The organism is Endozoicomonas sp. NE40 (genome assembly GCF_040549045.1).
GTDB lineage: Bacteria > Pseudomonadota > Gammaproteobacteria > Pseudomonadales > Endozoicomonadaceae > Endozoicomonas_A > Endozoicomonas_A lisbonensis.
In genome coordinates this window covers 3,741,607-3,768,338 of the sequence record NZ_JBEWTB010000002.1, presented here as the reverse complement: position 1 = coordinate 3,768,338, position 26,732 = coordinate 3,741,607, and the positions used below count along the sequence as shown (strand labels likewise).

Here is a 26,732-nt window from a genome sequence, read left to right as displayed (position 1 = left end):
CGCCAGAGTATCAAGCCCCTTCCGCAAAGCGGAGATATTCCTTACCTGACCGGCAGGGTCAGGAAAAATACCCCATCGTCATAATCCGAACTTGCGCTGACCACCTGTTTGATACCACACTACTTCGTTTTGCCTGACTATTGTTTAGTATGAGCCAGACGCGATCGGATACCGACGACTTTAAAACCCTGTTCCTGAACGACACACCTCTGATGGATGTACGGGCTCCTGTGGAATTTGAACAGGGTGCCTTTCCAACCGCACAGAATATCCCTATTCTCGATAACCACCAGCGCGAGGTTATCGGTACCCGATATAAGCAGGAAGGACAGGATGCCGCCGTCGCCCTGGGTTATGAACTGGCGACCGATGACGTTCGGGAAGCCCGCCTGCTGAGCTGGAAAGCATTCACTGACCAGCACCCCGAAGGCTACCTCTACTGCTTCCGTGGCGGCCAGCGTTCCCATCTGACCCAGGCATGGCTGAAAGAAGCGGGCGTTAACTACCCGTTAATCAAGGGAGGGTACAAAGCCCTGCGCCGCTACCTGATTGATGAGCTGGAAGCTTCGGTCGAGGCCTGTCCGTTTATTATCCTCAGTGGCAAAACCGGAACTGGAAAAACCCGCCTGATCCATAAAATCAGTGACAGTATCGACCTCGAAGGGCTGGCTAACCACCGTGGTTCCAGCTTTGGTCGTCGCTGTGGTGGACAACCTACCCAGATCGACTTTGAAAACCGCCTCTCCATCGCTCTGCTGAAACATCTGAATCAAAAGTCAGGACACCCTGCCCTGCTGGAAGACGAAAGCAAACTGATTGGTCGTTGCAGCCTGAGTCAGCCCATACGGGATAAAATGCAGCAGTCGCCCATTATTCTGCTGGAAACCAGTATCGAAGAACGGGTTGAAGTTGGCTTGCAGGAATATGTCCGCGACAATCTGGCTGACTTTATCAGTGCCTACGGCGAGGAAGCAGGCTTTGAACAGTTCCGGGAAGGTCTGACCGGAAGCCTGTACCGTATTCGCAGACGTCTTGGCGGAGTCCGTTATCAGGCTTTGAACAGTCTGCTGGAAAACGCCCTGAAACACCATTGTGAAGACAATCATTTAGACGGCTACAGACCTCTGATTGCCAGCCTGCTGACCGAATACTACGACCCGATGTACGAATACCAGCTTGGACAAAAAGAAGGCAAGGTTATCTTCAGTGGCGACCACAACGATATCCTTAAAGCCTACCCGGAACTGGTTAAAACCCTTTTAGCCTGACTGCCCTCTGACTGGAAGGGGTAACCCCTTCCAGTTGCGGACAAATCATGTTAGAACTGAATCCTCTGATTTATTCAGTATCTGTCGTTTAAGCACATTTAAATAAAACTATGAAAATAATAAATAACCTGCTTATCGGCACCGTTCTGCTGCTAACCCTTTCTATTGCCCTGATGACAAACCTCAGTGGCATACCGGTACCTGCACCCCTCCCTGAATTTCTACCCTCTGCCAGCCCGGACACTAAGCCCTCCGCCATACCGGACCGTGTTTTTCTCACCATGACAGAACAACCTGACCGCAGTGTCATGGTTCACTGGCGTAGCAGTACCGAAGTGAACACTTCAAAGATTCAGGTGTTGCCTGCTGACAGTCAGTCCGACCAGCCACAAGAGAAGCTGGCAGTCAGTCATTTAATGAACCACGCCAGCTATCAGTCAGTTCATCATCACGCCCAGATGACAGGGTTAACACCGGACTCTCAGTACCGCTACCGGGTTGGGGATGGTCAGCAGTGGTCTGAATGGTTCTCTTTCACCACCGCCACTACACAACCCGAACCTTTTACCTTTACTTTTTTCGGTGACGTTCAGGAAGGGCTACAGGACTTATGGCCTGAGATGCTCAGGCAGGCACAGACCTCTGCGCCGGAGTCCCGTTTTAATCTGTTCGTGGGCGACCTGATTGACCATTCACAGGATGACCGGGAATGGCAGGCTTTTTTTGCGGCGGACCGGACGGCTTTTGCCCGGTCTCCCATCGCCGTTACGCCCGGCAACCATGAGTACGACGGTGAAACACAGGAACGCGAATGGGCAGCACATTTTCGTTTCCCGGCTAACGGTCCCGAAGGCAGCAAAACACAGGATAACAGCAGCTATTACTTTGACTACCAGGGCGTGCGCTTTATTTCTGTGAATACCAATGTGTTCAGGGGGTTAACCCTGAAAGATACACTGACACAGCGGAGCTGGCTGAAAGGGCTGCTGAAAAACAACCCAAATCCGTGGACCATTGTCTTTCAGCACGTACCCGTGGAGACATCAATTAAAGGGGAAAAGGACTCTCTCGAACTCAAACTGCTTTACGCACCGCTTTATAAACAATACAGTGTTGATCTGGTTTTGCAGGGTGATGACCACACTTATGCCCGGGGGCAGATAACCGACGACAGCAACCGTTTGAACGGCCCTGTTTATATCACTGCCAACAGTGGCAGCAAAACTCAGGAGGTGGAAGCGGAATGGGCAACGGTCACAGCTGAAAACACGCCTCTGTTTCAGGTTATCTCTATTGAGGGTGACACGTTGAGGTATGAATCAAAAACCGTTTCAGGTGACCGGTACGATGCCTTTGAGCTGAGAAAACAGGGAGCAGAGGTTGTTATCTCAGACCCTGCGATAAAACAGCCACAGCGCTAATCCTGACAGGGCAATGATGCTCCATTCAACCGTATCAGGCCAGCGGGTTTCCAGCAGAAAGAACAGCACACCAATCATCAGGGGCTCTGACACCATTGCCCCGGCCCGAACCGAATCGCTGGCGTATGCCAGTCGGTTATTCCAGATAACCCGTGCCAGCAGAGTACAGAAGACACCGGCCAGTATCATCCCAAACCAGAAAATGTACCAGCTTCTGCCATCCTGCCGGGTAAACAGCCGCCACTCGCCTTCCCCAACCAGAGCCAGTGGCAGCAGCACAGTAAGGGCAAGGCTGGTACACAGCCCGGACATCATCAAATGGTTGGAACGGTCAATTCCTGAACACGCCCTGACAATCCATGCCTGACGGCTTGCTGCACACATCCAGCAGCTTCCAGCCAACAGCAGCCAGATAACCCCGGTGGCGAACTGGTCTTTATCCGAGCTGTCTTCCACCAGGGCGGCTTTGTCAAACATCAGCAGTACCAGTGAGCAGAACAGCATGAACAGTGCCAGTTTCTGGCTGACCGGGTGGTGTGTGCCTTTACTGTGGTGAGACAGGCTGAATAAGATGGGCAGGGTTCCTACCAGCAGAAAGGCGGCCATGCCACCCAGTGACCGGATCGACAAAATCAGAAACAGGTAATAACCAATATGTCCTGTTAACGCCAGAATTAAACCATTTTGCCAGCGGGAGCGGGGGGGGGCGGTATCGTATCGTTTCAGGGCATCGCGCCGGAATGGCAGAACCAGCAGGATCAGCAGGCCAAACACCAGAAAACGGCCAAAGACAATTTCAACGGCAGAAAAATCAACCAGCCAGAGTGGCAGAATGCATAGAAAGCCAAGCAGGCCGCTGGCGAAAACAGAAAGAAATAAACCTTTTGACATCAGTATTACTGCAACTCCGGAGGTTCTCTCTTTCAGAATTGTCCACAAACGGCTGCTTTGCCAGTCATCTCAGGAGTTCCAGTCCCGTCAAACAACCACTTATCGTCTGAACAGCTGGATTTTTGGACTTCAAGGCAGTGGGGGCATTACCCCCACATCCAATACCGTAGAACTTTACTGATTAACCCCTGCGATCACCGACGGCTCACCCGTTACTACAGGCATTTCACCTATATCCGCACTGCCCGTTGTCGAAGAAGGAACGGGGACGGCCGGATCTGCCAGCACCATGCCTGTACACTGATCTTGAGGCAGTTCCGTCATTAACTCTTCGATTTCCCGGGCTTTGATAACGTATTGATTACCAGGCCCCATCACGACTCCGTCTTTAATAGAGAAGGCCGGGCGATAATGGTAATCCTGATCACTGGAGTGACCTACATCTGGAATACCCCACAGGTCGCCATTGCCACCATAGTTAAGCATTATGGTCTGACTGGCAAAGCTACCGGCATTTCCACTTCTGTCATTTTGATCAGAATGTTTATAGCTGAACTGAATGGGTTTCTGGAAGCTGACTATATTTCCCTGATCATTTCTGACTGTTGTCAGGCGGTTCCAGTTATTAAGACCGGTTTCCCACACATAGTATTCAGTCACAATGGAAGGGTCATAAACATCCCATGGATTTGAGAGGGTCTGAGTGGACAATACCATGGGGCCTGTTCTTACTCCCCAGCTATGAGGGGTGGATTGCAGATTCTGTTCATTGACTGAACTGCCAAACTCAACGGGCTCATTATTTGACACCCTGACCAGGGTTAAAGCGTTATTGCCAGTGACAGAGAAGGTGTATGAATAGGATGTAGCAGGGGCATACTGCTCATACGGACTCCCACTGCCAGACCAGCTGGTAATTTGACCGGACTCAATGGTACCTGTTGGGCAGTTATCCCAACAGGTCAGCGTGATAGAACCATCGTTGGGTAATAAGGCATCTCCAACCTGCGAACCATCAATAAAGGTTTCCTCGTAGTAAGTGACCGAGCTTTCACCTGCCAGATATTTCACGGCCCCACCTAGCTGCTCAGAGAACATGTGGAGACTATCGTTGTGGTGGTCGCTATCAGTAAGGTCGAGACTGATCGCAACCGGTGAGTCCAGGTCAGTGGTTTGAGGCGGCCCGTCCTGCTGCCACTTCAACTTACCAACCTTGTAAAAGCCACCATTCTGATAGCTCACCAGCCACTGGTCAAAAGAGTCATCCAGATAAACGGCATCATCCCAATAGTGAAAACGAATACCAGTCAGTTCACCGAGGGGGAGGCTTCTGGCAGTATGTTTAACCAACCGCCCGGGAGCACTGACAATCGTGTACTCTTCCTGTTGCCCGCCAGTGTCTCTGAAGACAGTGTTTCCATTGTCCAGCGCCTGACCGCCCTCAGTCCAGAGTCCCCAGTAGCCAACAAACCCGTAACCGTTGTAATTTCCATCTCCCGAACCGTCAAAACGAATTGGGAAACCGCTGTTTATTTCTACCTTTGCCCCGGTTGTGGTGTCATACAGGTCATAGCGGTGTGCAAAATATTCAAAGTCTGTCCGGCTCAGGCATTTAGTATTGGTCTCAAAGTCCCCTGATTTGTAGGGTAAATCCTCAAAATCCCCGCTGTTTTTCTGAACCAGAACCCGGGTTTCATCAAACGCCAGGGCAAATTTGCGTCCGCCGCTGTCAGAGTTATTGGAATATTCCGTTCCAGTGAGGGCTATACCTGACGTTCTGTCAGCATCCATGACCACACTTGCGCACTGTTTATAGGATTCAGAACCACCCTGCCCCTGACGGGTACTCTGTTCATACAAAGTAAAACCAATTTTATTATCCAGGCCGGAAATCGTTTTTACCTCTCCGCCGCCAGTTCCGTTGTTTTCAGTGAAGTTGTCGTAAAAGTCGAAATTAAAAGTGAAATCTCCAAACGGATTTGCTTCAGACACACCTTCCCGTATGGTGGCTTTGAATTTAATGGCCTGCTCGCCATCCTCACCCTTGCCCATTTCCGGCAACCAGACACCGACTTCCAGGGGCGATGTATCGTCACTACGATCTACTTTTGCTACTGCTTTCATCAATTTTGTCTGTTTGGAAGCGCCTGAAGACTGTCCTCCGGAGCCGGTTTGCTCTTGCTCAAAGCAGGCGGACTCATCAGCCAGTGCAATATATGCCCCCTGGTTAGCAAACTGTTCACCATTAAACTGTTTGGTAAAACATAAAATACTGTTAACCAGTTCAATAGGCTCCAAAGCCTCATTCCAGACATGGGTGCGCTGTTCAGCGTTACTGTAATCTGTCCCTGCATCATCAAATGCTGCAAAACTTGCCGCAGGCACCAAACTAAACAGCGGTAGCAAAAGATTAGTTATTTTCATTTGTCACCACCTCCAGTTGTTCAGGCAATTGCAAATCGGAAGTGCTGGTGGTCTGTTTGCTACTACTGGATGAGCTACTCGACTTAAAAAGATCGCAGCCCATTAAGGTGACAAGGGTGATGGCAAGAAACGCCCCCTTGATATGAAATCCTTTCATCTTTGCTTCCTGCAAAATCATTGCTTCCTGCAATGGTTGTTATTGCTACACGCTGCCTACTCCCATTAACTTTGATGTCATTACAGCAGAGGACAGGCTTCTGGAAAGTCATTTAAAGCTACACTTTAAAATCCATTAACCACATTTTAAACATGGATATTCATGATAAATCCATACTGTGATTCGAAAATAGCACTAAATTAAACAAGCCTTAATCCATTGGTAAGTCTTACGTCGGGCAATGCCTGATCGTCAAACCGGGACTTAACTGACAACTGCACCGGATAACCAGGTAATAAATGAACGCCCTGAAAACAATGAACGAACACAGCATGAAAATCCTGCACCTCTCTATTATCTGGCTGGGAGTATTTCTCAGCCTTCCCGCCTCTGCCAGAGACTGGTCTGAAATCGTTCGCTCCGGCACCCTGCTGGTAGGAACAACCGGTGACTATCCACCTCTGACCCTGCGCGACAGACAGGGTCAGTATCAGGGCTTTGCCATTGATATGGCAGAGTCACTGAGTTCCTATCTGTCGCTGGTCAGCGGTAAAACCATCCGGGTCGAATTTATCCGAACCCACTGGCCTGACCTGCACAGCGATCTGAACCTTGACCGGTTTGATATAGCTATGGGCGGAATCACCCGCACAGAAGATCGTGACAAACAGTTCCTGCTGTCTGATAACGTTATTCCCAGCGGTAAAGTGGTACTTATTCAAAACAACCTTGCCACCCCTTTCAAAGGGCTGAACAACCAGACGCTGCTGGATAAGCTGAACACTTCTGACCTGCATCTCGTCATCAATCCGGGCGGCACCAATCAGCGTTTCGCCATGCAGTACCTGCCATCCATGCGCTTTACCATGGCGGTAGATAACCGTGAGCCGTTCCTGATGCTGCGGAACCGACAGGCGGATGTTATGGTGACCGACCTTATTGAAGCGAACCATCAGCTCAAACAGATTCCGGCCCTGACCATTATCAACCCCGACATGTTTACCTGGACGATTTCCCACAAGGTTTACATGATGCCGAAAAGTAGCCACACCCTGCTTAAAGAAGTCAATCGCTGGCTGAAACTGACAGATATCGAGAAAATAAAGAAAAACTGGTTTTAGAGTGTTGCTAATGCGATTAGTATTCCTGCAACAGAATCACAATCAGAACGCAGGAAGACAACAAGGTGCCCGGAGAATTTAATCCTCTCTTTGATCCACAGATTGATCGAACCAACACATCCAGCCTGAAATGGGACAAATATAAAAACCGGGATATCCTGCCCTTCTGGGTAGCCGATATGGATTTTCGTTCAGCTCCTGAGATTATCGAAGCACTGCACGACCGCATTGAGCACGGTGTCTTTGGTTATACCAACGCCGGTGATGAGCTGGAAGAACTGGTGGTTGACCGCTTCCGCAGCCTGTACCACATGGATATTGAAAAAGAGTGGCTGGTCTGGACACCCGGTCTGGTCACCGCCCTGAACATTGCCACCCGCTGCTACGCCGCTGAAGGCGAAACCGTGGCAGTACCCTATCCGGTTTACTATCCCTTTCTGATGGCACCCAAGCTGTCAGCACGGGAAATGATTGGCCTGCGCTGGAAGCTGGTCGACGACAGATGGCAACTGGATCTTGAACAGTTTCAACAGGACCTGACAGACGACACAAGACTGTTAATGCTGTGCAATCCACAAAACCCTAATGGACGGGTGTTGACCCGGGAAGAACTGGAAGCCATTGACGCTATCTGTCAGCAGCACAAGCTGATTGTCTGTTCCGATGAAGTGCATTGCGACCTGATCCTCGACCCGAACTGTGAGCATATTCCCTATGCCTCTGTCAGTGACTACGCCCGGGAGCATTCCATTACCCTGATGTCGCCCTCCAAAACCTTCAACGTGGCAGGCTTTGGCTGCGCCTTTGCCGTTATTCCCAACGGCAAACTACGGATGCAGTTCCAGCGTACCCGCAAAGGTATTGTACCCGATCCGGACAATATGCTGATCGGCTTCACCGCTGCCAAAGCGGCTTTCCAGCATGGAGAAGCCTGGCGCCAGTGCCTGCTGGAATACCTGCGGGGCAATCACGATCTGCTGCTTAAGGAAATCAATGCCATTGACGGCCTGAGCATGACACCACTAGAAGCGACCTATCTGGCCTGGATTGATGTCAGCGCACTGAAGCTGGATGACCCTCATGGCTTCTTTGAACAGGCAGGTGTTGGCCTGTCTCCGGGAGAGCAGTTTGGCGACAAAAACTTTCTGCGGTTTAACTTTGGCTGCAACCGTGAGCTATTAAAAGAAGGTATTCGTCGTATACGTCAGGCGGTTGAAAGTCTGTAAAAGGAATGTTGCAGCAGTGATAAAAAACGGCTGCAACAATTATCAACGCTTAAACATCAGGCCTGATCTTTCAAGCCTTTGGCATAAAAGCTGGCAAAGGGCCTGAGAATGGAAGAAGGCAGAAACGCTTTACTACCATAAATAACCCCCCATAGATTAATGCCCAGCGACAGCTCCCAGTCTTCCAGCGACATCTCTTCAAAACTTCTCTGGAAGTTGATACCAGCGTTATTAAACAACAGATTGACACTGTCGTGGGTTTTCAGAACGTCTTCAGGAAGGGACATCATGCGCTCACGGTTAGTGACGTCCACCACATGCTGGCTGATGGTGACTCCGGCGGGTTCCAGCTGATTGACGGTTTCAGCCAGCCCGTCAGGGTTCACATCCACCAGGGCCAGATGACAGCCTTCCGCAGCAGGCTTTCCTTGAAGATGTCACCATCTGACATAATAAGGTGCGGGTAGATAATCCGATCCTCTGTGATGGTGACGGGCCGGTTACTCGTCTACGGCACTGGTACAATCAGTTCTACGTCGATATTGCCGATGTGCCGGAACAGTGGAAAGAGCGTAAATCCCACGCCCTGAAGACCTTTAATCCGATTCCTGAGCATCGTCTGGCAGCCCCGCCCTCCCAGGAAAAAATACCTGAAGAAGAGCCTGCCTGACACGCTCTTCACCTCAAAGGCGTCACCACACAAACGTCACCAGGCTGATTTATCAACAGCCCGGTGTTACCCAGACTGAAACTCTATTGCCAGCCTCAGCATATCCTTGTGCTGAATACCATTTTCAAAAACGGGCTGGTCGTAGTTCTTAAGAAAAAAATCACGTTCTACCCTTTCGGCACGAAAACCTGCTTTTTGATAGAAGCCCAGCTGATGACCAAATGTGCCAGTTCCCAGCTCAATACGATGTGCGCCACTGGCTTCGACCTCGCTGATCACAAAATTCAATAGTCGGGTACCAATCCCCTGTGCCTGCATGCCTGGCGCCACCGCAATATTCATCAATTCAAAGCAGTCGTCTGATTTTTTCGTTAGAACACAGACACCGACTGTCTTCTGTCGTATTTCTGCACGATAACAGCGGCTGTTTTTCAGATACGCACGGACATTGTCTTCTGATGGATCAGCTTCAAGCAATAGCGTTATTGATAACTGTTCCATAAGCAACTGTTCCGGCGTTACAGCCTGAATGGATAAATAATACTCGTCGTTCATTTAAGCTCCGTAACAGTCAGTGAAAATATAAAATCAACGTATGATAGCCATTTAACCTAATCTTTACCTGTTAATTGAGTTATCGATGGGAGGTCGATAATGCACAGGTCTGGTCATCTGGTTAAGGCTGTCGGGTTTGCATGTTGTCTGACATCCGCCGCTTATCTTAAAGCCGACAAAGTTGAGTTGCACAATGGCAGCGTGATTACTGGAAAGGTTCTCAGCATTAAAGACGATAAACTGGAGGTAGACAGCGGCTATGGCAAACTGCTTATACCACTGAAAGATATTGCTTCCATGGATTCTGAAAAACCTGTCTGGATCCGGTTCAAAGGGGAAAGTTCGTTCAGTCCCTGGAAACTGGAAACCATGAATCAACAGCTTCAGCTGGTCAGCCCTGACCAGTCGCAGATGCGCCCGGCCGATCCATCACAACTTGCCAGCGTCAGTCACATAGCCCCTGACAGCGATAAATGGCGCTGGTCCGGTAATGCCAATGCTTATCTGAGCTATCAACGGGGCAATACCAAAAAAGATGCCTTTAATGCTGATGGTCAGTTCGCTGCCCGGGACTACATGAACCGCAACACCCTGGACTGGAAATTTGATTACGAGGAAGACGATAAAAAAAAGCTGAAAGACCGCTGGTTGCTGCAATACGGTTACAACCGTTTTCTTAATCCCGTCTGGTATCTGAGTGGCAACCTCGGCTGGGAAAAAGACACCATAAAATCACTGGATTACCGTACGTCGGTTGGCGTTGGTCTGGGTCATCAATTTTACGATGAACCCGATCTCAACCTGAGAATGGAACTGGGACCAAGCTATATCTGGGAAAAATTCTCAGACCCTAAAAAAAAGAAAAACAGCGGAGCAGGCCACTGGAAACTTAACTACGATCAACTGCTTTGGGATTGGGTGACCCTCTTCCATAACCAGGATATCTATTATCGTTTTAAAGAAAAGAGCTGGCTGTTCCAGACGTCCACAGGCTTCAGGGTTCAACTCATTGATCTGCTGCATCTCATTGTGAAACTGGATTATGACTATGATAACGACCCACAACCTGGCAAGAAAAAAGACGACAGCACTTTAATGTTTGGTCTGGGTGCCAGCTGGTAAATCAATCTTCGTCCTCCTCCGGGGTGGGTAGTTGCAGATGAATCCACCCTTCCCGGGGCTGAAAATCATCGCTACTGAACGTGATCGTTTTGCCTTCGCAAATGATGATCGCCTGATAATGACCGGATTGCCAGTATTGAGGGTAATAACGGTGGCCTAAAGCATGAATCACTGCATGAATGCGCTGAAGTGCAACTCTATACTCTTTAATCTGGGACTCGATAACTGCCCTGGCTAAAAACGCCTGTGGTATACCAAAAAACTCTGCCAGCTCCTGGTCAGATGACTGCAGAAGGGATAAGGTCATACAGTGATTCACCAACTGAAAAGCTCTTGCACTGACATAGAGACTAAACAGAATATGGTGCAGAGGATTAGCTACTTCAAAGGGAATAACAACGTTCTCATGCGTCACTGAAATACGGTCGGGATGCTGTTGCCCGGATGGCAGACGGGCAAATGACGTGTCAGAGAAGTCGAAGTAGTTAGGACATCTGGTAGTATCGGACATCTGGCTGGAAGCCAGATACGATGAACAAATCCCGGAAAATGTTAATCCTCCTGAACGCTGAACAAGCCTGTTGATCAACCGCTGGAGCAGTGAAAGCGTATCCCAGACTGAGCCTCGTGTCGGTAACAGCGATGCCATAAAATCTTTTAGCCTCACGTTTGTAACCTCCAGATAGTCATTCATGGATTCCCCAATAAACCTGATGGCTATCGGTGAAACCAGTGTACGGCTGACACTGTCAATCATGCGGGCTGTATGGCCAAAACGATCACTGGCCCACTGAAATGCCGGATCAGAGATATCATCTGACTCACTGACGGCATGAATCAGCTCCAGCTTCATATGGAGATACGCTTTCATCAATGATGGTAAGCTGGCAGCAAAAACTATTTCCTGTAAAGCTTCCAGGCTGCTGTGTTTAAGAATCAAAAGGTTGTCCGGCACCTCCATACCGGGCAAATAGACCCACCCATGAAACGATTCATCGCCATCCGTTTCGTCCAGAACAGGTTCGGTTTCTTCTGCAGTCAGCTGTTCGTGCAGCACCCCTGAAACCTGGTTTCTGTATGCCTCCCAGTCAGGACTCCAGGACTGCAAAAAGTCATCTGTTTCCAGTAACCACCACTCACTGCCCGCATGTACAAGCTGTATGGCCGGGATGGCGACGTCTGCACCTTCAGCAATGGAGAACACTGGCAAAATGCTGTCGGGCGTTACCAGCAAACTGTGTTCATCCACCCGTAAATCCTGATTCACATGCCATACCAGAACCGGCTGACCCAACATGTGTACCATTGCCACAAGCTCGGGCATACCTGCCCAGCTGTCACGGTTGGCCAGTGACGGAGGAGTAGAGGCCAGCTGATCTGCCAGAGTGTCAAGGCTGCTACCAACCACCGCATCACTTAGATGGGCTTCCAGCAGAGGATGACTGGAGGCACTGGCATCATTCAGGAAGGCAGACAGACTCTGAAACAGTGGTCGTCCGTCAGTTTCCTCACCCATCGCCTTTGCCATGGCATGATAAAAACAGAAACCATCGTGCTGAACTTTCACCAGACCAATATGGAAGTCCATACCTGCCGCCCACTGGGTGACCTGAATGGCTACAACAAACAAACCTGTCTGACAGGTTTTTCTGAGGCAAGCAGGGATAAACCTGACCAAATGAACACCATATTCTGACTACCCGGACAGTTATATATAGACTATCGACATTAAGGGCTGACAGAAGCCAGCCCGAAAAGATGAATCAATCTTCGAAAACAACCTTTAAAGGCCCTGACATGGGTCGGCACTGACAGGCAAGCGTCAAGCCTTCATCCAACTCCTCTTCCGTTAATACTTCATTATTGCCCAGTACCGTCTCGCCCCCTTCTACTGAACAGATGCAGGCTGCACACATACTTTCTTCACAGGAAAACGGTGCGTCAATGCCCGCTTTAAGCATGGACTGAAGCAGGGTATCCCCGGTTTCATAAGGCACCTCCTGAGTCTCACCATCCAGACAAACGTCAAAAGCTGTCACAGTAGAGGTACTGACAGATAGCCATCGACATTGTCATACAGATAAACCACCTGCAACCGGTCTTTATAGTCGGCCTCAATAACAGCCAGCTCTTCCCTGAATATGACCGACTGCTCATCCCGGTTGGCATAGTTAACCAGAACATCAAACGGATCATCGTCCATCAGGACTATCACTAAGCCGTCCAATAACGGCTATTAGAAAAGACTATGCAGAGCAGCTGCGATATACTCGGTCAAAATAACAAAAAACCACTGGGGAAAGACGATGTTAGCCGAAGTACACCCACTGTATCCAAACCTCTTCCAGCCTCTTGACCTGGGTTTTACCACTCTGAAGAACCGCGTCATCATGGGCTCCATGCACACCTATCTTGAAGAGCAAGGCAAGTTCAAAGAGCTGGGTGCCTATTACGCAGAGCGGGCTAAAGGCGGTGCAGGACTAATTGTCTCAGGCGGAATTGCCCCCAACCAGGCCGCCGGAGGGATGCCCGGTGCCGCAGCCATGTGTACCGAGGCAGACGTCGACCACCATCTACCTCTGACCAAAGCAGTACACGACGAAGGCGGTAAAATCTGTATGCAGATTCTTCATACCGGCCGTTACGGGGTTCATCCGGACATTATTGCTCCCAGTGCCAGAAAATCACCGATCACTCCTTTTGTTCCCAAAGCCCTGACCAGTGACGAAGTCGAAAAAGAAATCAATGACTTTGTAAACTGCGCCAGACTGGCACAGAAAGCGGGCTATGATGGTGTGGAAATCATGGGTTCTGAAGGTTATTTCCTCAATCAGTTCATCGCCAGAGAAGTGAATGAAAGGGACGATGAGTGGGGAGGCGACTACCACAACCGGATAAAGCTTCCAGTAGAAGTAGTTCGTCGTACACGGCAGGCCGTTGGAGAACACTTTATTATTATTTATCGCCTGTCGATGCTTGACCTTGTAAAAGGTGGCAGCACCTGGGATGAAATTGTCGAGCTGGGCAAAGCCATTGAGCAGGCAGGCGCCACCATTATTAATACCGGAATTGGCTGGCACGAAGCCCGTATTCCCACCATTGCCACCATGGTTCCCCGGGCAGCCTTTACGTCGGTCACTGCCCGAATCCGTTCAGAACTGTCAATACCGGTCATCACTTCTAACCGGATCAATATGCCCGATACGGCCGAGGAGGTTCTGGCAAAAGGCGACGCCGACCTTATATCTATGGCGCGCCCTTTCCTGGCGGACCCGGAATGGGTTAACAAGGCAGAACAACAGCACGCCGACGAAATCAATACCTGCATTGGCTGCAACCAGGCCTGTCTGGATCATGTTTTTCAGCTGAAGCCTGTTAGTTGTCTGGTCAACCCAAGAGCCTGTGATGAAACCCGACTTAACTACCTGCCTGTCAAAACACCCAAAAAACTGGCCGTAGTCGGTGCAGGTCCCGCAGGGCTGGCATTTGCAACAACGGCGGCATCAAGAGGGCATAACGTCACTTTGTTTGAAGCGTCTTACCGAATTGGCGGGCAGTTTAACATTGCCAAAACAGTACCCGGTAAGGAAGAGTTCAATGAAACCCTGCGCTACTTCCAGCGCCAGATTGAGTTAAGCGGAGTGACCCTGAGACTCAACACGACAGTAGTCGCAGAAGACCTGGACAACAGTGACTTTGACGAAGTGATTGTCGCCACCGGTGTCTCCCCGAGAACGCCTGATATCGAAGGCATCGACCATCCCAAAGTACTCAGTTATCTGGACGCTTTTCAGGGGGCTGAGGTGGGTAAGACAGTTGCCATTATCGGTGCCGGAGGCATCGGCTTTGACCTGTCAGAGTTCCTGACCCAGAACGGTCCGTCCACCAGCCTTGATCCGGCCGCCTTTATGGAAGAGTGGGGCGTTGACCTGGAGGTCAGGCACCGGGGCGGACTGGTGTCCGGGCATGCAACCGAAACACCGGCACGCAAGGTTTATCTGCTACAGCGTAAAAGCCAGAAGCCGGGTAGCAACCTGGGTAAAACCACCGGCTGGATTCATCGCTCAACACTGGCCAGACGCGGCGTAAAAATGCTGCACTCCTGCGAATACGAAAAAATTGATGATCAGGGATTGCATATCAACGTCGAAGGCCGGTCTGAAATCCTGCCCGTCGATCATGTGATTATCTGTGCCGGACAGGAACCTTTGAGAACCCTGGCTGATTCGATCACTTACAAGCCCGTTCACCTGATTGGAGGAGCGGATGTCGCTGCCGAGCTGGATGCCAAGCGTGCGATCAATCAGGGATGCCACCTGGCTGCTGTTATCTAATTCAATGCTTTGACGTGTAGGTTGGAACGAGTGTAGCGTTTATGCCCTTCAAGGTGATTCCCAACATTGGGGCTAAATGCTACTCACCGTGTTGGGAATCGCTACGATCGTCCCAATCTACGACAACTCACTCCACGATCGCCGGACTGGGTTCAGCTGGCTCTCCTAAAAATGCCCTGTGCGACGGTGGCTGGCTACCATCAATGCCCTTAACGCCCAGTTCTTCCCCCAGCTCGGCTGCAATCCACACCCTGCCGCTGCGAGCCATCAGATTGTCAGACTCGACCAGAGCGGCAATTCCCGGTCCATCATGGAGGCACGCAGTGCACCGACCAGGGCATTGCCCAGCATCAGCAGGCGATCCCCGGATGATTTAAAACGCCAGGGAAGATCGCTCCAGTAACGCCACATGACTTTAAGGGTGGTGGGTAAAAAACCGGGAGAGCGGGTCCATGGAGCGATAGCCAGGTAAACCACCTTATGTCTCCGGATAATAATCCGCATAAGCTGGCTGGGATTCGTAGCGGACGCGGGTGTTATTCTCAAGGTACTTAAGCATCTTCTTCGCATTGCAGACAAATGCTTCTATACGACCATCGCCCGGATCATGGCCAATAATATTCTTGAGATAGCTGATGGATTTTTCTCCGGAATCTTCACCACCGAGTTGAGATATCTGATGATTGTCGGGTATCCAGATACCACCACCAGTACTTTCATGCCCAGGTCATGAGATCGCAGGGCAGCCGTTAAAGCGCCTGTCCCCGAACCGACAACGACGACATCAACTGTTTTATCCCATGTTTTATCCGGGACTATGTTGTTATTATTTTCCATCAGCCTACCTCTTCAATTTGCCAGCATTTGCAGACTAAAACAGCAATCATCAGCAATTAACACAAACCCACTACGATTCTTGCCCCAGTCATGCACAGCAACATCGTCTAAAAAGACTAAGTAAAAGCTTGCCGGCAAGGGGAAACCCCTATACTCTGCGTGTTGCGCAACCCACCAAAAGCGCATGAATAGTATCTGACGATTACAACGATAAAAGAACAGATTCATGAGCGAAACAATCAGCGTCAAAGAGTTCAGCAGTCTGACTGACGTCCTGTACGAAGGCATTCAGGAAGACGTTCCATGGAAATCCTTTCTGCACAGCCTTCAGGATCAGATGCATGCCAACTCTGCCACTTTCATCCTGAGACCTCCTTCCAGTGATGCCGAAGGCATTATTGTCAGTACTGGCGAAAGTACTGACGACGAAGTGGCGGCCTATAACAAACAATTTTTCGCCCTTGACCCCTTTGTCGACCTGCCCCATGGCAAAGTCGTCACTCTTGACGAATTTATTCCTGAAAAAGAACAGAAGACATCAGACTACTTCAGCCAGTACCTTGCGCCCATGGACGTGTATCACATTGTCGGCACGGATATTCATACGAAAGATGGCGCCCATTGCAGTCTGAGAATCAGCCGTGGTAAAGAGGCGGATTCCTTTTCCACGGACGATAAGACAGTGCTTGAACTGCTGGTCCCTCATCTGGAATCAGCAGTAAAAATCCACATGCGCCTGAACCGGGTAAAGTCTGAACGAAACCTGTATGCCAGGGCGGTGAATCAGCTGGCGGTCGGTGCCATTATTCTCGATGAAGATGGCAAGATCATGAAGGTAAACCAGGTTGCAGAAGAGCTGGTCAAGGACAATGACAGTCTGAAAATCACGGGCAAAACCCTGCAGGTGAGCTCCAGCAGCGATACCCGAAAGTTACGGGAAATGATTCGCAATGCGCTCAATTCACACCGTCATAGTGTCAACGGGAGCCTTGAACCATCGCTGGTCGAAGCACTGCGCATCCAGCGCCTGTCCGGAGCCAGTGACCTGGGCATTGTAGTTCGCCCCATTCCCATGGAGAAATGGTCAGAAGGCATCCAGTGTCCGTCCGTAGTCATTTTTATCAGCGACCCGGAACGAAAATCCAGGGCGCCGCAGGAAATCGTGAAAGCCCTGTTTGACCTGACGCCTGCTGAGGCGCAGCTGGCTATGCTGCTGGCCAATGGCCTGACTCTGGATGAAACGGCAGAAACCCTGTGTGTCAGTCGCAACACCGCAAGGGCTCACCTTCGTTCAATCTTCTCCAAAACCGGTGTCACACGTCAGACCATGCTGGTACGACTGATTCTCAAAAGCGTCGCCTCTCTGGGTTGACCCGGATGCAGACATCACCAGAACACCAATCAGCAAGATAATAAACTGTCAAATCACTTTTTATAGTATTTAATTTCATAAAAACAATGATTTACAGCAATATAATTCGCAGCCACCTCTCTTATATAATCACCTCGTTGGTCTCTGGTACAACACGACCAGTACGGCCATAGTTTTTCCTGATAATCAGTACAACAAGTCCAATAAGCCTGAGCTCAGGTCAATAACCGTAGAAAAGTGAAGAAGAAGAGGGAATTATCAATGAATCAAGCTCAGTCGCTGTTTGGGCGAATGACGAGCGTTAGCCTGGTGCTCAGAATCGTTATCGGTATTGTTCTGGGTACCCTGATTGCAGTTGCTTCTCCAGCGGCTGCAGGCTCCGTCGCCATTCTGGGTTCGCTGTTTGTAAGAGCTCTGCAGGCCGTTGCCCCGATTCTGGTATTTGTTCTGGTAATGTCGTCTATTGCCAACCAGAAAAAAGGCCAGCATACCAACATTCGCCCCATTGTGGCCCTGTACCTGATTGGAACCCTGGCGGCAGCCTTTACCGCAGTAGCCTTGAGTTTTCTGTCTCCGGTAACGTTGAGTCTGGCTACTGAAGGTGCCAGTGCAACACCGCCGGAAGGTATTGGAGAAGTGCTGAACACACTGCTGTTCCGCATTGTTCAGAACCCGGTTGAAGCACTGTTGAACGGTAACTTTATCGGCATTCTGGCCTGGGCTATTGGTCTGGGTGTAGTACTGCGCCACGCTTCCGAGACCACCAAAAACACCCTGCAGGATATGTCCGATGCAGTTTCCAGCATCGTTCGCTTCGTCATTCAGCTGGCACCTTTCGGTATCTTTGGCCTGGTAGCCGACACCATTGCCACCACTGGTTTCTCTGTACTGGCAAGCTACACACACCTGTTAGCGATTCTGGTGGGCAGCATGCTGATCATTGCCCTGGGAATTAACCCTCTGATCGTCTTCCTGAAGACCCGCCAGAACCCATACCCACTGGTGCTGCGCTGCATCCGTGAAAGTGGCGTCACTGCGTTCTTCACCCGCAGTTCTGCCGCTAATATCCCGGTAAACATGCAGCTGTGTAAAAACCTGAAGCTGCATGAAGATACTTATTCTGTATCCATTCCTCTGGGAGCCACCATCAATATGGGTGGTGCTGCGATCACAATCACTGTGATGACGCTGGCAGCGGTTAACACCTTGGGTATTCAGGTGGATATCGCCACTGCCTTTATCCTGAGTGTGGTGGCAGCTGTATCTGCCTGTGGTGCTTCCGGTGTTGCCGGTGGTTCACTGCTGCTGATCCCTCTCGCCTGCAGCCTGTTTGGTATTCCCAACGAAGTGGCCATGCAGGTGGTAGCTGTCGGCTTTATTATCGGTGTGATTCAGGACTCTGTTGAAACCGCGCTGAACAGTTCTACCGACGTCGTCTTCACGGCTACAGCCTGCATTGCGGCTGAACAGAACGGTTCAACGGTGGTATCCGGGCAGAAAGCTGAAGCCTGATAACAGACGGTGAACGTTTAAAGCCCCCGTTCTCAGATGACTGAGAACGGGGGCTTCTGTTAACGATTCAGATCAACCCTTTTTCTTTTGCCATAGTCAGCGCCAGATCTTCTATCATATCCTCCTGACCACCCACTGTACCGCGACGTCCCAGTTCAAAAAGAATATCCCGGGCCTGAATGCCATATTTTGCTTCTGCCCGTCTGGCAAACAGCAGGAAAGAAGAGTAAACCCCCGCATACCCCAGTCAGGGCATCCCGGTCGATACGAATAGGCTGATCCATAATCGGCACCACACGGTCTTCTGCCACATCCATGACCTTATAAAGGACGCCCCCCCGTTTCAACGCCCATGCGATCCAGTACCGCCACAAACACTTCCAGCGGCGTATTGCCTGCACCTGCACCCGCCCCCAGCCCGGCAACTGAACCATCGATACGACTGGCACCGGCTTCAATGGCTGCCAGCGAGTTGGCAATCCCCATGCCCAGATTATGATGACCATGGAAACCTATCTCAGTATTGGCATTCAGCTCCGAACGTAACAGGCCAATTTTGACAGTTACGTCAGCAGGCAACATATAACCTGCTGAGCCAGTGCAGTAAATGCAGTTAGCACCATAGCGTTCCATCAGCTTTGCCTGTTTCAGGGCAGGCACTACAGCACTCAAGTACTCTTCATCTGAGTGAGCTGGAAAACCATAATTCAGCGACGCGCCACCCAGACCGTCGCCGTGCGTGACTTCAATCATTGGCATTCCGGCTTCATCCAGACCAGTGGCTATATCCACCATCTCTTTCAGGCTGATCTGGTGAGCTTTGGCGTGCATTCCGTCCCGCAGGCTCATGTCGTGAAGGATGACGCTTTTACCTTTCAGGTCCATTGTTATTCTCCACTTAGCTGACTAGCTGCGTTCCGGTAATATGAGTGACCCATTTTGTGCTTCTTCCGCAAACGTTTGGGTCCACCTCCTGATCACCCAGTACAAATACCCCGCAGGAGGCATTGTCTGCCACGGTATCCTGAATTTTGATCTGCCAGTTATGGATGCGGGAATCGACAATCCCAAAGCAGGGCATTACCGACTCCGTCGCATCCTAACCATGTGCAGGGAAATGTGGTAGGCGTCGTCTATGGGGATATCGTCATCCCTTTCGGTAAAGGGCTGAATAGTCTTGCCAGAAGTCAGCGCTTCGTACAGCTCATCACCATACTTCGCTCTTTTATTATTATTCATTTCCCGTCCTTTCAGCGGTCTTCCAGAAACTCCAGACACTGACGATTAAACAGTTCCTGATGCTCTATCATCACCCAATGTCCGCATTCGCTGAGCAGGGTAAAACGAATGTTACGGCACTCCTCCATCATGGTCTGGGCGCCATGAGCAGGGCAGAATTTATCATTCATACCCCAGAAGCCAAGAATCGGGCATTGCAGCTCTTTCAGTCGTTTGGCCAGCTTTGGTACATGCATAGTCGACAGCACACACCTGGGCTGTTCCTTAACAACAGCAACCCGTTCCAGCACCACTTCCTCTGTCAAGCCGGAAGCGTCGTACATCTGCAGGCTTAATAAACGACGCATACCTTCAGGCTCGTTCAGTTCATTACCAGCAAAGGCGGCTGCCATTTTCTGAATGCCTTCCATTTCCTTAAAATAGCGCTCTTTTTTCATCAGCCCACCCGGAGCCATCAAAATCAGGCGATTGACCAGCTTTGGATAATCCAGCGCCAGCTTGATCGCGATCGCGCCTCCCAGAGAGTTCCCGACCAGCGTGACCCTGCTGACACCAAGATGGTCCACAAGCTCTCGCACGGCTTCCACGAAAAAATCAAGCACATAGTCGGTTTCAGGCTTGCTGCTGCGGCCATAACCCGGAAGGTCGGGGACAACCACCCGATAGCCAGCCTTAAGAAATTCAGGGTAATTTAATTTGAAATTACTGTGTCCACTGGCTCCCGGGCCGGAACCGTGAATAAACAATACCGTTTCGCCCTCCCCTGCATCCAGATAGTGCAGAGTGACGTCATCATCCAGTCGAACGTAGCTATGCTCGGGTATTACACTCATCCCTAACCTCCTGACCAGAAAACAGCCACAAGGCTGTCGGATTTATTTAGTCATACCATCTGGCGATTCTTTCAATGCAGGGTTACACCATCATCGTTTAAACGGACTAATACTCTTGCTGGCTCAGTCGGTAACATTCGGCACAGAGCCTGTAACGAAAACAACAAAACCTGAAAAAACAAAAGAGTTAAGCATGCAAAACCCGTTGGATTTCACTGGTCAGGTTGTCATCGTCACAGGTCGGTGTTTGTCAACAATGCCGGTAGCGCACCGTTTGCCGAAGCTGCCACCGTGTCCCCCCCGCTTTTCGGAATCCATCCTGCGACTTAACCTGATGGCGCCACTGAACCTTTCTCAGTTCGCTAACCGTGTGATGCAACAACAAAGCCAGGGTGGCTGCATTATTAATATCTGTATCATCAGTGCCAGACGCCCATCTCCCGGAACAGCTGCTTGTGGTGCAGCCAAAGCCGGGCTGGTTAACCTGACTCAGTCACTGGCGGAGGAGTGGGCTCCAAAGGTGCGGATGAACTCGGTGATTGCAGGCATGATCCAGACCGATCAGTCCCACCTGCATTACGGGGACGAAGAAGGCATTGCCCGCGTCGCCAGAACAGTTCCTTTACAGCGGCTGGCACAACCTTCCGATATAGACGACACATGTCTTTATCTGGCTTCTGACCTTGCGTCTTACGTCAGTAGTGCAGAAGTGGTGGTACACGGGGGTGGTGAAAAACCTGCTTTTCTTGAGGTCGCTACGGCTGACAACGCGACTCTATAAATAAGCAGCTATATAAATAAGCAGCTATAAAACAACTATAACAAAGAGACTCCTTTTATCTATGGGTTCAAAAGCTTCACACCAGCTGGTTATCAATCTTCCCCTGGAACAGGCCTGGGCAATTATGAAGGATTATTATGAAACTGGTGTCCCCACCAATAAGGCCATGAATATAAAAGCTTCTTTGGGTAGACATTAGCCACTTTCGTCCGAGGTTCATTGGGCAGAGTCCATCTTGAACAGCCAAACTACAATCTGATACTTAACCATTATGAGACTGAACAAGATAAACCCTAATGCTATTAGAGGCTGGCGTTGTGTTCATTTTGACCGAAATATGCAGATAGTGTAAAAACCGCTAAGACCAGAACTTTTCTTGGTGTGGTCACCCCAAAATGCACTTTAAGTTGTTAAACACATGACTCCTGTTAAAGCTATTCCGCTGGCCATAGCGTCAGCACTAATTCTTGCTGGTTGCAGCGACAACTCTTCCGATTCTCCTTCATCTCCACCTTCAGAACCCACCGTCACCTTGTCTGGAATTGCCCTTGATGGTGACTATCTTTCAGATGCTACAGTCTGCCTTGATCAGGCCATGAACAACAGTTGCACCGGAGAGATAGTAGGGACTACTGACTCTGATGGAAAGTTCTCTCTAGAAGTGCCTGAGTCAGCCGCCGCGACAGGTTCGCAGATTCTGGTTATCCCTGGTTCTCATAAATCGTCCGGAGCCTTGTACCGAACGCTAATTGACAACTCTGAAAACAGTCATTCGCTAACCGTCTCACCCTTTACAACTCAGGTATCAGACAAAGTCGCAATGGGGGAGAACAACAATCTGCCTTTTGCTATCCGTCAAGCTCAGTCCGAAGTGATTGAACAAAACGATTTCAGCGCCAATGACCAGAGTATTATTTTTGGTGACTTTCTTTCTCACCATGACCATGACAACTATGACGCCATAGTCACAAGAGCCAGAGAATCTAAATTGTGGCTGGAAAGAGCCAGAGAGCGGGAAGCTGAACTGAAAAACAATCCTGACTATGCACAGTGGGACAGTATACATGTGGTCGCCTGGAATATCTGGCAGCACAGTTTTCATACCCATGCCTTTTTTGAGCGTTACGAAGAATCTGTTCATCTCAAAAAGAAAGAGAACGGGAAAAAAATTGAGAGGATAGAAGGTACCCAGTGGTTTGTTGATGAAAATGGAATCAAGACCGATGATATCCTTCAAAACTGGACTGAATCAAAAAAATGGGACACTGGCCAGCTGACTGTGCATACCTTCTTTGAATTTGATTATAACCGGGACGGGCTATTCCAGTTTCAGGGTGAAAAAGCCGCCATCGGCACCTACCAATACAACGACCAAGGCTTATTGGTTATGGATATGATGGAGCTTTACAACGAAGGCGACCCATCCCTTGAGGGTGGTAATGAGCAACCTGCCAGAAAGTTTTGCCCAAATTTTGATATTTTGTCAGAGCTGAACAAACTTTCCAGCAAAGACCCCTTTGACCCATGCGTCGATTTTGTTGAACAACGTATGTTTAAAGACAGTATCGATTCAAGCGGCACACCCACTGAGGCTGACCTTATGACAGAGTGGCAAAAGCCCGGAAATGCCTCACTGCCTGTGGAAATGTCTTCCCCTGCTTACTACGAGGAGAGATACACTTACTGGTTGGAAAACGGTGGTAAATCCAGTGAGATTTTTCGCGACTGGGAAGCAAAGTCTGAAAACCTTAAACTCGACAACCCTTTTAATGTTGTGCAAAAAGATAGCATTACCTCTGAGGGAGTGCTTTTTAACAAAATTATGGCACCAGGGTGGGATAATCCACCGGAACGGGAATTTGCAGTGCCGAATTCCAGTCTACGTCCATTAAACCAGGTCAACCTTGTAGCCTGGAACCAATTCGCGCCAACCTATCACTCAGAGACCTCTGAAAAAGACCTGCAGGGAAACAGAAACCTGAGTATAGAAGCTTTCATCCTGAATACATCCAGTAAGGAGACCGATAGTGGTAAAAAGATTCAGCTTAACCTGCCTGTTGAAGACGAAAATCCAATCTTAACAGCCAGGCTTCAATGGAATAATAAACTGGAAACGCTGGCCGGCGAATGGACTTTCTCACCCATCCGTAATGGTGTTGATGAATCCATAGATTCAGACCATGGACCCGATAAAAAAGTCTACGTAAAGCAGACTCTGGTTCATCAAGACTCTGTAAAAGGAATCAGAGGTGCCTACCAGACCACTCAGGTTGAAGGTGCAGGGGTGCCAGGCAGAATTGAGAAGAACCCAGTTTTTACTCCGGATTTTTTCAGTGACATTTCCTGGTCAGTGGTTAGCAAAGACCTGCCTGCTGAACTCATGAAATTACTATTTAATGGTGGAACCCAGTTCAGATTCATTGACCGAATTCCTGCCAAAGAGCTTCAGCCCCCTGCGAATATCTGCTGGGATCAGGACATTTTCAGCGTTGACTTCAATACCCTGAACTACAGGGGCGGCGATATGATTGTGTCAATTCGCTGTGGTGATGGTTGGTGGCTCAGGGATCAGTATATGCTTCGCATTAAAGAGCCTCTGGACCAGACAGGACATTTTACGGCAGAGTTGATGACCTGGAAGAAGGGGGGTAATAGTTTTATTGATAGTCCTGCAGAAAAATACAATCTAACATTTACCAGAGTTCAGTAACTGACCCTTTAAATAGGGCTGAAACCCAACGGTATGAAAAGTCACTACACTACAGGGCTTCAGTTCCTATACTCGTTTTGCATTTTTTGGGAGCTTAATGTCTACCCTAAAAAAAGCTTAAGTACCCGGCCATATGACACCATATGGTTGAGTACTTATATACACTCCCGGCAATTCTGATTACATTGATGGCTTAATCAACACAACAAGCTAGTAAAGCTGGAGGATATTCATGATTGCAGTAACCACCCACCGGGCAAACTGTCTGTAACACCCTGTTTGTAACTATTTTTGTAACAAGCTGTCTGCAAAGTTACAACTGAAACCGATTTAACCGTTACAGTACAGCACTCCCTTCTGCCCGGTATTCAAACCGGGGCGAATCTGCACGCCCCCTGCATAATGATTTTTTACCTGATGTACTGCCATTTGTTACGTCCGGGGTGGCTATAACATTGTTTAATTCAAACGAAAATTCAAATACAAACGAAAACCCAAGCCTGTCTCTGCACGAACTGGGCTGGAAACCTTTTTTTCAACAGCAACTGACTCTTGATGAGTGGGAAGACGCCGTCCCTGCCCGGGTGATCGGGCTGCATCGTTCTATTATTGTCGTCCAGACCGAAGACAAACGCCTTACACTACCTGTTCTCCCTGATATGACTGGAATAACAGTCGGTGACTGGCTACTGGTGAACCATGATGATCATTTCTGCCGTCTGCTTGAACGACAATCATTGTTTGCCCGCAAAGCGGCTGGCAGCAAGGTAAATAGCCAGAGCATCGCTGCTAATGTTGATACGGTCTTTATCGTCAGCTCGTTGAACAGCGATTTTAATCTCAACCGCCTTGAGCGTTTTCTGGCACTCGCCAATGAAGCCGGTGCTGAGCCGGTAGTGGTACTGACCAAAGCAGACCTGTGCGCTGACCCTCAGGATTATATCCGGCAGGTACAGGCTATTGATTCCATGCTGATGGTCGAAGCGGTTAACGCGCTTGACGCGAGCAGTGTGAATGCTCTTGCCAGCTGGTGTACGACGGGCAAAACCGTGGCTTTTCTGGGCTCCTCTGGAGTTGGCAAGTCTACGCTGGTTAATACCCTGTTGAATAAAGCTGAACAGGTAACCGGAACTATCCGTGAAGACGACAGCAAAGGTCGCCATACCACCACCGCCCGTTCGCTGCACCCAATGCCATCAGGCAGCCTGCTGCTGGATACTCCCGGCATGCGTGAATTACAGCTGGCTGACTGTGAACAGGGTGTCGAGGAAACGTTTGCTGACATCAGTCGTCTGGCCCGGAGCTGTCAGTTCAGCGACTGCCAGCACAGTGGTGAACCGGGCTGCGCCATTGCCTCTGCCCTGGAGCTGGGACAACTGGATACCCGCCGTCTTAACAACTATCGCAAACTGATGCGCGAACAGGCGCTGAATTCCGCAACCCTTGCTCAGAAGCGAGCCAGGGATAAATCCCTGAGCCGGTTATACCGCAGTGTTCAGGGTGAATCCCGTCGCAGAAAGAAAGGATAAACCAACATGGAAATAATGAAACATAAACTACTTCAGGGTGTACCCTTTCCCCTGGATGATAACCATCAGCTGTCGTTGATTACCGAAGCCGATATCGATGATCTGGTCATTATGCTACAGGACGACGAGGTCACAGAGTTTCTCTGGTTTGCCCCCGCACCTGAACAGTTCTACCGGGATTATTTCGCTCCCATGACTGAGCAGAATGCCCTGGCCATGAAAGGAGAAGGTGAGCCGGTGATGACCCTGATCATCCGTGATACCCATACCCGGGCATTTGCCGGTATGGCCGCCATCATCCCCATGGGAATGATTCCCGGTGTTTATGAAATTGGCTACCAGCTGGATCGAAGCTTCTGGGGCAAAGGGCTGGCAACCAGCGTCAGTCGTCTATTGCTGCGCTATGGTTTTGAGCAGCTGAATGCACACAAGATCGTTGCCGATTGCTACGCCAGCAATAAAGGCTCAGAACGAGTGATGCAAAAAATAGGAATGACTAAGGAAGGTCATCAGAAAGACTTCTACCCCTACCGGGGTGGGCTGGAAGACCGTATACATTACGGCATCAACAGATAGCCTGTGCACTATTCAGTATATTGAATAATTATTCAGTATACTGAATCCCGCCTGAATCGACCTGCCACACCAAATATAACAAGCCATTACAAAACGCTACAATTGTCCATATTCAACAATTCAATGCGCACATTGAGAATTATTATTCATAAAT

Annotated in this window: 26 protein-coding genes and 2 pseudogenes; 13 read left to right on the top strand and 15 right to left on the bottom strand. The window is 49.7% G+C overall.

Annotation, left to right across the window (positions count from 1 at the left end):
* The first annotated feature begins 149 nt into the window (after positions 1–149).
* Positions 150–1,268, top strand: a complete 1,119-nt coding sequence (mnmH, locus tag V5J35_RS17920; protein ID WP_354008460.1) for a tRNA 2-selenouridine(34) synthase MnmH — start codon at positions 150–152, stop codon at positions 1,266–1,268.
* Positions 1,269–1,378: 110 nt separating this feature from the next.
* Positions 1,379–2,689, top strand: coding sequence for a purple acid phosphatase family protein (locus tag V5J35_RS17915; protein WP_354008459.1), 1,311 nt, complete (start codon positions 1,379–1,381; stop codon positions 2,687–2,689).
* Here the strand turns inward: V5J35_RS17915 and V5J35_RS17910 are convergent.
* The 3 genes from V5J35_RS17910 to V5J35_RS17900 all read right to left on the bottom strand — a co-directional run bounded on the left by V5J35_RS17910 (position 2,657) and on the right by V5J35_RS17900 (position 6,182).
* A complete protein-coding gene (locus V5J35_RS17910; RefSeq protein ID WP_354008458.1) occupies positions 2,657–3,580 on the bottom strand; it encodes a DMT family transporter in 924 nt (307 codons plus the stop codon). The genes V5J35_RS17915 and V5J35_RS17910 overlap by 33 nt on opposite strands.
* A gap of 174 nt (positions 3,581–3,754) precedes the next feature.
* Entirely contained in the window at positions 3,755–6,004 is a 2,250-nt protein-coding gene (locus V5J35_RS17905; RefSeq protein WP_354008457.1) for a hypothetical protein, read from the bottom strand.
* Positions 5,991–6,182, bottom strand: a complete 192-nt coding sequence (locus V5J35_RS17900) for a hypothetical protein (RefSeq protein ID WP_354008456.1) — start codon at positions 6,180–6,182, stop codon at positions 5,991–5,993. The genes V5J35_RS17905 and V5J35_RS17900 overlap by 14 nt, the downstream gene beginning before the upstream one ends.
* Positions 6,183–6,460: 278 nt before the next feature.
* Here V5J35_RS17900 and V5J35_RS17895 point away from each other — a divergent pair, with 278 nt between their 5' ends.
* Positions 6,461–7,282: a transporter substrate-binding domain-containing protein gene (locus tag V5J35_RS17895; protein ID WP_354008455.1), complete on the top strand. Its 822-nt coding sequence runs from the start codon at positions 6,461–6,463 to the stop codon at positions 7,280–7,282.
* 65 nt (positions 7,283–7,347) lie between these two features.
* Positions 7,348–8,508: a MalY/PatB family protein gene (locus tag V5J35_RS17890; protein WP_354008454.1), complete on the top strand. Its 1,161-nt coding sequence runs from the start codon at positions 7,348–7,350 to the stop codon at positions 8,506–8,508.
* Positions 8,509–8,564: 56 nt separating this feature from the next.
* On the opposite strand, the gene V5J35_RS17885 is transcribed toward V5J35_RS17890, so the two are convergent.
* A complete protein-coding gene (locus V5J35_RS17885; RefSeq protein WP_354008453.1) occupies positions 8,565–8,894 on the bottom strand; it encodes an SDR family NAD(P)-dependent oxidoreductase in 330 nt (109 codons plus the stop codon).
* A 71-nt stretch (positions 8,895–8,965) separates the two neighbouring features.
* Here V5J35_RS17885 and V5J35_RS17880 point away from each other — a divergent pair, with 71 nt between their 5' ends.
* Positions 8,966–9,178 (top strand): hypothetical protein, encoded by a 213-nt coding sequence (locus V5J35_RS17880; RefSeq protein ID WP_354008452.1) that lies wholly within the window; start codon positions 8,966–8,968, stop codon positions 9,176–9,178.
* A 66-nt stretch (positions 9,179–9,244) separates the two neighbouring features.
* On the opposite strand, the gene V5J35_RS17875 is transcribed toward V5J35_RS17880, so the two are convergent.
* Complete coding sequence (locus V5J35_RS17875) at positions 9,245–9,733, bottom strand: GNAT family N-acetyltransferase (RefSeq protein WP_354008451.1); 489 nt, start codon at positions 9,731–9,733, stop codon at positions 9,245–9,247.
* Positions 9,734–9,832: 99 nt separating this feature from the next.
* Here V5J35_RS17875 and V5J35_RS17870 point away from each other — a divergent pair, with 99 nt between their 5' ends.
* On the top strand, positions 9,833–10,855 hold the full coding sequence (locus V5J35_RS17870; protein WP_354008450.1) for a DUF481 domain-containing protein: 1,023 nt from the start codon (positions 9,833–9,835) through the stop codon (positions 10,853–10,855).
* A 1-nt stretch (position 10,856) separates the two neighbouring features.
* Here V5J35_RS17870 and V5J35_RS17865 read toward each other — a convergent pair whose 3' ends face one another.
* The 3 genes from V5J35_RS17865 to V5J35_RS17855 form a co-directional block, all read right to left on the bottom strand.
* Positions 10,857–12,485 (bottom strand): OTU domain-containing protein, encoded by a 1,629-nt coding sequence (locus V5J35_RS17865; RefSeq protein ID WP_354008449.1) that lies wholly within the window; start codon positions 12,483–12,485, stop codon positions 10,857–10,859.
* A gap of 133 nt (positions 12,486–12,618) precedes the next feature.
* Positions 12,619–12,894 carry a 2Fe-2S iron-sulfur cluster-binding protein gene (locus tag V5J35_RS17860; RefSeq protein WP_354008448.1) on the bottom strand — a complete coding sequence of 92 codons (276 nt, stop codon included), beginning with the start codon at positions 12,892–12,894 and terminating at the stop codon, positions 12,619–12,621.
* Complete coding sequence (locus V5J35_RS17855; RefSeq protein WP_354008447.1) at positions 12,891–13,058, bottom strand: hypothetical protein; 168 nt, start codon at positions 13,056–13,058, stop codon at positions 12,891–12,893. The genes V5J35_RS17860 and V5J35_RS17855 overlap by 4 nt, the downstream gene beginning before the upstream one ends.
* A gap of 103 nt (positions 13,059–13,161) precedes the next feature.
* On the opposite strand from V5J35_RS17855, the gene V5J35_RS17850 reads away from it, so the two are divergent.
* A complete protein-coding gene (locus tag V5J35_RS17850) occupies positions 13,162–15,189 on the top strand; it encodes an NADPH-dependent 2,4-dienoyl-CoA reductase (RefSeq protein WP_354008446.1) in 2,028 nt (675 codons plus the stop codon).
* A gap of 127 nt (positions 15,190–15,316) precedes the next feature.
* On the opposite strand, the gene V5J35_RS17845 is transcribed toward V5J35_RS17850, so the two are convergent.
* From V5J35_RS17845 to V5J35_RS17835, 3 genes are all read right to left on the bottom strand, one after another.
* Positions 15,317–15,457 carry a hypothetical protein gene (locus V5J35_RS17845; RefSeq protein ID WP_354008445.1) on the bottom strand — a complete coding sequence of 47 codons (141 nt, stop codon included), beginning with the start codon at positions 15,455–15,457 and terminating at the stop codon, positions 15,317–15,319.
* The gene (locus V5J35_RS17840; RefSeq protein ID WP_354008444.1) at positions 15,457–15,666 is read right to left on the bottom strand and encodes a hypothetical protein; all 210 of its coding nucleotides are present in this window, start codon (positions 15,664–15,666) and stop codon (positions 15,457–15,459) included. Before V5J35_RS17840 ends, V5J35_RS17845 begins: the two co-directional genes overlap by 1 nt.
* 108 nt (positions 15,667–15,774) lie before the next feature.
* Positions 15,775–16,026 (bottom strand): FAD-binding protein, encoded by a 252-nt coding sequence (locus V5J35_RS17835; protein WP_354008443.1) that lies wholly within the window; start codon positions 16,024–16,026, stop codon positions 15,775–15,777.
* A 226-nt stretch (positions 16,027–16,252) separates the two neighbouring features.
* Here V5J35_RS17835 and V5J35_RS17830 point away from each other — a divergent pair, with 226 nt between their 5' ends.
* Positions 16,253–17,398, top strand: a complete 1,146-nt coding sequence (locus V5J35_RS17830; protein ID WP_354008442.1) for a PAS domain-containing protein — start codon at positions 16,253–16,255, stop codon at positions 17,396–17,398.
* Positions 17,399–17,659: 261 nt separating this feature from the next.
* Complete coding sequence (gene sstT / locus V5J35_RS17825; RefSeq protein ID WP_354008441.1) at positions 17,660–18,910, top strand: serine/threonine transporter SstT; 1,251 nt, start codon at positions 17,660–17,662, stop codon at positions 18,908–18,910.
* A gap of 67 nt (positions 18,911–18,977) precedes the next feature.
* Here sstT and dmpG read toward each other — a convergent pair.
* The 4 genes and pseudogenes from dmpG to V5J35_RS17805 form a co-directional block, all read right to left on the bottom strand.
* Positions 18,978–19,795: pseudogene (gene dmpG / locus V5J35_RS17820) on the bottom strand (4-hydroxy-2-oxovalerate aldolase).
* Between the two features lie 76 nt (positions 19,796–19,871).
* Positions 19,872–20,006: pseudogene (locus V5J35_RS17815) on the bottom strand (2-oxopent-4-enoate hydratase); the annotation flags it as partial.
* Positions 19,991–20,149, bottom strand: a complete 159-nt coding sequence (locus V5J35_RS17810; protein WP_354008439.1) for a hypothetical protein — start codon at positions 20,147–20,149, stop codon at positions 19,991–19,993. The gene V5J35_RS17810 and the pseudogene V5J35_RS17815, both read right to left, overlap by 16 nt.
* Before the next feature lie 11 nt (positions 20,150–20,160).
* Positions 20,161–20,982, bottom strand: a complete 822-nt coding sequence (locus V5J35_RS17805; protein WP_354008438.1) for an alpha/beta fold hydrolase — start codon at positions 20,980–20,982, stop codon at positions 20,161–20,163.
* A gap of 193 nt (positions 20,983–21,175) precedes the next feature.
* Here V5J35_RS17805 and V5J35_RS17800 point away from each other — a divergent pair, with 193 nt between their 5' ends.
* The 4 genes from V5J35_RS17800 (at position 21,176) to V5J35_RS17785 (ending at position 26,578) form a co-directional block, all read left to right on the top strand.
* Complete coding sequence (locus tag V5J35_RS17800; RefSeq protein WP_354008437.1) at positions 21,176–21,763, top strand: SDR family oxidoreductase; 588 nt, start codon at positions 21,176–21,178, stop codon at positions 21,761–21,763.
* Positions 21,764–22,181: 418 nt separating this feature from the next.
* Entirely contained in the window at positions 22,182–24,473 is a 2,292-nt protein-coding gene (locus V5J35_RS17795) for a hypothetical protein (RefSeq protein ID WP_354008436.1), read from the top strand.
* Between the two features lie 455 nt (positions 24,474–24,928).
* On the top strand, positions 24,929–26,002 hold the full coding sequence (gene rsgA / locus V5J35_RS17790) for a ribosome small subunit-dependent GTPase A (RefSeq protein ID WP_354008435.1): 1,074 nt from the start codon (positions 24,929–24,931) through the stop codon (positions 26,000–26,002).
* 6 nt (positions 26,003–26,008) lie between these two features.
* A complete protein-coding gene (locus V5J35_RS17785; RefSeq protein WP_354008434.1) occupies positions 26,009–26,578 on the top strand; it encodes a GNAT family N-acetyltransferase in 570 nt (189 codons plus the stop codon).
* The last annotated feature ends 154 nt before the right edge of the window (positions 26,579–26,732 follow it).

Excerpts from the sequence above, each read along its gene's own strand:
- mnmH (WP_354008460.1), top strand. The coding sequence starts at position 150 with ATGAGCCAGACGCGATCGGATACCGACGACTTTAAAACCCTGTTCCTG.
- V5J35_RS17915 (WP_354008459.1), top strand. The coding sequence starts at position 1,379 with ATGAAAATAATAAATAACCTGCTTATCGGCACCGTTCTGCTGCTAACC.
- V5J35_RS17910 (WP_354008458.1), bottom strand. The coding sequence starts at position 3,580 with ATGTCAAAAGGTTTATTTCTTTCTGTTTTCGCCAGCGGCCTGCTTGGC.
- V5J35_RS17905 (WP_354008457.1), bottom strand. The coding sequence starts at position 6,004 with ATGAAAATAACTAATCTTTTGCTACCGCTGTTTAGTTTGGTGCCTGCG.
- V5J35_RS17900 (WP_354008456.1), bottom strand. The coding sequence starts at position 6,182 with ATGATTTTGCAGGAAGCAAAGATGAAAGGATTTCATATCAAGGGGGCG.
- V5J35_RS17895 (WP_354008455.1), top strand. The coding sequence starts at position 6,461 with ATGAACGCCCTGAAAACAATGAACGAACACAGCATGAAAATCCTGCAC.
- V5J35_RS17875 (WP_354008451.1), bottom strand. The coding sequence starts at position 9,733 with ATGAACGACGAGTATTATTTATCCATTCAGGCTGTAACGCCGGAACAG.
- V5J35_RS17870 (WP_354008450.1), top strand. The coding sequence starts at position 9,833 with ATGCACAGGTCTGGTCATCTGGTTAAGGCTGTCGGGTTTGCATGTTGT.
- V5J35_RS17855 (WP_354008447.1), bottom strand. The coding sequence starts at position 13,058 with ATGGACGATGATCCGTTTGATGTTCTGGTTAACTATGCCAACCGGGAT.
- V5J35_RS17850 (WP_354008446.1), top strand. The coding sequence starts at position 13,162 with ATGTTAGCCGAAGTACACCCACTGTATCCAAACCTCTTCCAGCCTCTT.
- V5J35_RS17845 (WP_354008445.1), bottom strand. The coding sequence starts at position 15,457 with ATGGCTCGCAGCGGCAGGGTGTGGATTGCAGCCGAGCTGGGGGAAGAA.
- V5J35_RS17835 (WP_354008443.1), bottom strand. The coding sequence starts at position 16,026 with ATGGAAAATAATAACAACATAGTCCCGGATAAAACATGGGATAAAACA.
- V5J35_RS17830 (WP_354008442.1), top strand. The coding sequence starts at position 16,253 with ATGAGCGAAACAATCAGCGTCAAAGAGTTCAGCAGTCTGACTGACGTC.
- sstT (WP_354008441.1), top strand. The coding sequence starts at position 17,660 with ATGAATCAAGCTCAGTCGCTGTTTGGGCGAATGACGAGCGTTAGCCTG.
- V5J35_RS17810 (WP_354008439.1), bottom strand. The coding sequence starts at position 20,149 with ATGAATAATAATAAAAGAGCGAAGTATGGTGATGAGCTGTACGAAGCG.
- V5J35_RS17805 (WP_354008438.1), bottom strand. The coding sequence starts at position 20,982 with ATGAGTGTAATACCCGAGCATAGCTACGTTCGACTGGATGATGACGTC.
- V5J35_RS17800 (WP_354008437.1), top strand. The coding sequence starts at position 21,176 with ATGCAAAACCCGTTGGATTTCACTGGTCAGGTTGTCATCGTCACAGGT.
- V5J35_RS17795 (WP_354008436.1), top strand. The coding sequence starts at position 22,182 with ATGACTCCTGTTAAAGCTATTCCGCTGGCCATAGCGTCAGCACTAATT.
- V5J35_RS17785 (WP_354008434.1), top strand. The coding sequence starts at position 26,009 with ATGGAAATAATGAAACATAAACTACTTCAGGGTGTACCCTTTCCCCTG.